At 44.5% G+C, this 4,941-nt stretch carries 4 protein-coding genes and 1 pseudogene; 4 read left to right on the forward strand and 1 reads right to left on the reverse strand.

Annotated features, from left to right (window positions below; genetic code table 11):
* Nucleotides 1-198 precede the first annotated feature (198 nt).
* The 3 genes from EWV68_RS17465 (at nucleotide 199) to EWV68_RS17475 (ending at nucleotide 2,343) form a co-directional block, all read left to right on the forward strand.
* Nucleotides 199-435 carry a hypothetical protein gene (locus tag EWV68_RS17465; protein ID WP_043996943.1) on the forward strand — a complete coding sequence of 79 codons (237 nt, stop codon included), beginning with the start codon at nucleotides 199-201 and terminating at the stop codon, nucleotides 433-435.
* A gap of 82 nt (nucleotides 436-517) precedes the next feature.
* The gene (locus EWV68_RS17470) at nucleotides 518-1,681 is read left to right on the forward strand and encodes a GuaB3 family IMP dehydrogenase-related protein (protein ID WP_002796238.1); all 1,164 of its coding nucleotides are present in this window, start codon (nucleotides 518-520) and stop codon (nucleotides 1,679-1,681) included.
* Nucleotides 1,682-2,001: 320 nt separating this feature from the next.
* Entirely contained in the window at nucleotides 2,002-2,343 is a 342-nt protein-coding gene (locus EWV68_RS17475; RefSeq protein ID WP_287170532.1) for a DUF760 domain-containing protein, read from the forward strand.
* A gap of 145 nt (nucleotides 2,344-2,488) precedes the next feature.
* On the opposite strand, the gene EWV68_RS17480 is transcribed toward EWV68_RS17475, so the two are convergent.
* A complete protein-coding gene (locus EWV68_RS17480) occupies nucleotides 2,489-4,342 on the reverse strand; it encodes a hypothetical protein (protein WP_287170533.1) in 1,854 nt (617 codons plus the stop codon).
* Nucleotides 4,343-4,741: 399 nt separating this feature from the next.
* Between EWV68_RS17480 and EWV68_RS17485 the strand changes: the two are divergent.
* Nucleotides 4,742-4,941: pseudogene (locus EWV68_RS17485) on the forward strand (IS5/IS1182 family transposase); the annotation flags it as partial.

The raw sequence follows: 4,941 nt of genomic DNA on the forward strand, positions 1-4,941 counted from the left end.
ACATTTTACGCAGGGGGGACTTAGACAAAATCAGTATAGCACAATAAAAGTTAAGTTAACAAGATATAGTTTAAAAAGCCGTCCTAAAAGGACGGGGCTTTAACCCAAAATTTCGGTAAGTAAACTGTTCAGTATCTAACCCTCTGCCGATTGCCTCAGTTGATTCCTATTCAAATCAGGTAATTTTAGTTGCTCGCCATGGAAATCTGGATTATTTTACGTTTTTCAATCGCCGCTGCCATTATCGCTTTAGTTTGCTGGTCTTTAGCCAGTGCCGTGCGCGATAGTTGGCAAGTTGCCCGACGGATGCACTCCATCCCTTGCTCCCACTGCCGCTACTTTACCAACGATTATCGCCTCAAATGTAGTGTACAACCCAGGAGCGCCAACACCGAACAAGCGATCGACTGTGGCGATTATTTTCCCGATGCCTAGTTTGCCATAATACCGAAAAGCTTTTCGAGATGGTGCGAAATTTGCTAGTCTAGGCTAAATAGGTCTGAAATAGTATAGAAAAGTGGATACAATTATTGGTCGGGGCAAAACAGCCCGTAGAGCTTACGGTATCGATGAAATCGCACTTGTACCCGGAGTGCGAACCCTCGATCCTAGTTTAGCCGATACCCGTTGGTCTCTCGGCAATATCGAGCGGGAAATCCCGATTATCGCCAGCGCTATGGATGGGGTGGTGGATACTAAAATGGCCGTCCTTCTCTCCGAGTTGGGGGCGCTAGGGGTACTAAACCTCGAAGGTATTCAAACCCGTTACGAGGATCCTAACCCGATTCTCGATCGCATTACCGCAGTCGGCAAAGCAGAATTCGTCGGTTTAATGCAGGAACTCTACGCAGAACCGATTAAACCGCAACTAATCGAGCTTCGTATCCAAGAAATTCAAGAAAAAGGCGGTATTGCGGCAGTTAGCCTCACCCCTGCCGGTGCCGTCAAATATGGTGCTATCGTCGCCCAAGCAGCGGCCGATATTCTCTTTGTCCAAGCAACCGTTGTTTCCACTGCCCATTTATCCCCGGAAGCTATCACCCCCCTCGATTTAGTGCAATTGTGCCAAGAAATGCCCATTCCCGTGGTTTTGGGCAATTGCGTCACCTACGAAGTCGCCCTTAACCTGATGAAAACCGGGGCAGCCGGGGTTTTGGTCGGTATCGGTCCCGGGGCTGCCTGTACTTCTCGCGGCGTTTTAGGAGTGGGAGTTCCCCAAGCCACTGCTGTGGCCGATTGTGCCGCCGCTAGGGACGATTTTTTCCAAGAAACCGGTAAATACGTCCCCGTTATTGCCGATGGCGGCATTATTACCGGCGGTGATATCTGCAAATGTATCGCCTGTGGCGCCGACGCGGTGATGATTGGTTCTCCCATTGCCCGGTCCGTGGAGGCCCCTGGCCGCGGTTTTCACTGGGGTATGGCCACACCTAGCCCGGTTCTACCCCGGGGGACCCGAATTAGTGTGGGCAGTACCGGAACTATTGCCGAAATCCTCGTAGGACCAGCAAAATTAGATGATGGTACTCATAACCTCTTGGGGGCGCTGAAAACCAGTATGGGAACTTTGGGTGCTAAGAACTTAAAGGAAATGCAACAGGTGGAAGTGGTGATTGCCCCCTCGCTGCTGACGGAGGGTAAAGTCTATCAAAAGGCCCAGCAGTTAGGTATGGGTAAATAAAAGTTATCGGTGAACAGTGATCGGTTATCTGCTTCTCGGAGCAGTTTTTGATTTTTGCCAGAGATGGATTTTCTGCTTGGGATTACCATCACCTTCGGGTTCGGTTCTACCGACTGCCACTATCTCAAAAAACTGTTAAATTGGAAGGGAGCATCTCATTTATGCAAGCGAGTAATTATACTTGTCCCTAAAACTGGTTTCTAGCAAGGCTTTCAAAATAGCTTGACACAAAACCTGATTTAGGAGTTACAAAGGTGAAATGCTCCCAATTGGAAGAACCAAAAGGATAATTTAAAAAAATTGAGTTAAGGAGATCAAAGGTGTATAGAGAAAACGATCGCCCTCACAATTTATTCGGTACCGATAGTGAATTTTCCGAGAGTTTGTGGCAGTATGTCCAGACCTTAAGTCCAGAAACAATCGCCCAACTCTCGAAACCGGAGTCCCAAGAGGTTTTCCAAGTGATGGAACGCAACATTATCGGACTTTTGGGCAACCTTCCTTCGGAACATTTCGGGGTCACTATCAGTACCAGTCGCGAACATCTGGGCCGGTTATTGGCCTCAGCAATGATGAGTGGTTACTTTCTCCGCAATGCTGAACAGAGAATGAATTTTGAAAGATCCCTCGCTAGTCTCCAGAGCGGTTCCAGTGATGTTTAAGGTTTAGCGGTAGTTAGTTTGAAAGGGAAAAAGAAGCAATCAGATTTTAGTTATTTGTTGTTTAACTAATTAGCCATTTGTCTGAGAAAGATAACAATGTAACTTTTATCCGGCTAATAACTGATGACTGATAACTGATAACTGATTAAAGACAGTTTTGCTGCCAGAGTAGTTCTTTTTCGATTCCCTGTTTTTCTCCGGGGGGGACAGTCCTTTCCCGCATGATATAAAGTTGCAGGGATTTAATTTGTTGATCACTACCGTGCTGCTGATTCCAGTTTTGACAGAGATACTGACCAAACTCTCCATAAACTGACCGACCGATAGCTCGATTAAGATTAATAAAATATACCCGCCACTGCATGGTTTTATACAAACGATTGCGATCGCTATCCGTGGGTTTATCCCAAATTACCGGCTGTCCTTCTCTAAATAAATCTACCGTGGAACCATCGGCTAATTGACTGACTGCCACAAACCAAGCATCATCGCGAGGGGGACTAGGGGAAAAAATAGTCCAATATTGGTCTAAACGGGTAACTCTTGCCAGAATATCAATTGTATTAAAAGTACGACGGGTGAGCAAGCGATCAAGAGACTTAATTAGAGGTGTATTTAAATCGCCTCTATCGACCGATTGCCGGACAAAACTGCGTAAATTCCAGATACTGGTCAACAAGAAGAAGAAAATTACCAAAATATTTAAAGGTAAAGAGGATTTAATCGTCAGGGGACGAAACTTGAGAGGTTTGGTGAAATTGCCCATAAAACGACGATGGGAGGCAATCCACTCATAAATTCTCGTTCCCACGGCCATAAGAGGCGGTAAACGCAAAATTGGCGCTAAAAACCAGAAAATTGGCGAAAGACTGACAATATAAACCACTGCTGACCATTTAAACCGACGTTTTCCCTGCCAATCTTCCACCACCCAAGAATTTTGGGCCACCATATCCTCGTATATTGAGGGGTTATCCTGAGCGACTAACAGGGGAGTGCCGGGTAAAATGAGAAACGTGCGGAGAAGATGAACAACTTTTTTGCAAAATCCACAATCTCGATCATAATTAATCCTTAAACCTTCTCTTTCTGGGTTTCTCATCCGTTTTTGTCCCCAATCCCAGACTAAGCTAGGGATGATCGGCAACCAATAGGTAACACTCAAGAAAGGGAAAACCCCTAAATGTAGAATCAGTGCAAAAACCGTATGCAAGAAAATAAAGGAAACTACGGCGATTATTTTAAATAAACTATTGCGAAAGGGAACAAACATCAATAGCGGACCGAACCATTCAAAGCCTAGGGCTGAAATTGTCAGGAATTTGAGGAATTGCTGCGGTAAAGTCAGTAAAAAACTCCCCAAAGCGGTAGCGTATTGATCGTAACTAAGAGAGTAATAAACGGCTGTACCGTCGGGCCACCAAGTCTCACTTTTGAGTTTAAAGACCACTGACCACATATAGATGTAACACACCTGTATCATAAAAGCGACCGTGGCAGCCGAAACCACACGCTTGGGTAAGGGGTTGGGATTGGTGTTTAAGGCACTTTCCACGGAATAACAGGCACCAAGGGGTAAAAACATCGCCCAGAATAATACTGCCCGGATTACGTCATCGGCGGCAAATAGTAACAGGGGGTTGCGATGATGTAAAGAGACGATTAGCGCCCAAGTGGCGATCGTGGCTAAACGGGTATGATAGCCAATTAAAAGCAATAATGCGATCGCTATAGCGACAATAAACAGGATACTCTGCACCAGCACCGAGTCACTGAGAGCAAAAATAGACCAGTAAAAAGGACTAGCAGAGACTTTCGATAAGCTTCCTAGGGGTAAAACCCCCAATCCGCTGTAATGGGCAGTTACTTGGCTAAAACGAACCGATAAATCTACTAAAACCACTAACGCCAAGGCAATGCGAAATAAAGCCAGCGATCGCAGGTCTAACCCGAAAATCTCTGCCAGTCTTTGTCTAAATGATTTTGTCATTATCGCCATAGGATGATGATTCCCTCCACTTCTTCAATAAACCTACTTTATAGCAAGTAAAAAGGCCAAAGGCAAAAGAAAGCTGTCAGTATTCTCCGAGTCAGGACTCATCGTTCGCTCAATTTTTCGGGAGTGCAGGAGTAAAATCGGTTGAAAGACTTGCCCCATAAAGAGTAGAGCGAAACCAGCGACTTCACTAGACCTCTTGCATAATTTTTTTATTGTATAATCGAGGGTTTGGCTTTTTTCTCAATTTTTAGATGGAAGTGGAAAAAAGAATAAAATGTGATCTTAGGTCAGGAAATCATCCTAAATCCGTTGAGTATAGGCTACTTATGAGGATAGGCAAAAGGAGGAATAGATAATCAGTCTTTAATAACGGGATTTAGTATCATCTATACTTTTGCTATGTTTATTAGCAAAAATATGGATTATCAAAACTTATCAGCTGAACAGTTCAAACGCCGTTTCGGTGTGTATAAACAAACATATAGAAAGATGGTAGAATCAGTAAAAAGTGTTGAAGCCGACTCTAATTCACCATCTAAAAGGGGACCGAAACCTAAACTATCTATAGAAGAACAAGTTTTAGTAACGTTAGAATATTG

Source organism: Microcystis sp. M_QC_C_20170808_M9Col (genome assembly GCF_007095495.1).
Classification (GTDB): Bacteria; Cyanobacteriota; Cyanobacteriia; order Cyanobacteriales; family Microcystaceae; genus Microcystis; species Microcystis aeruginosa.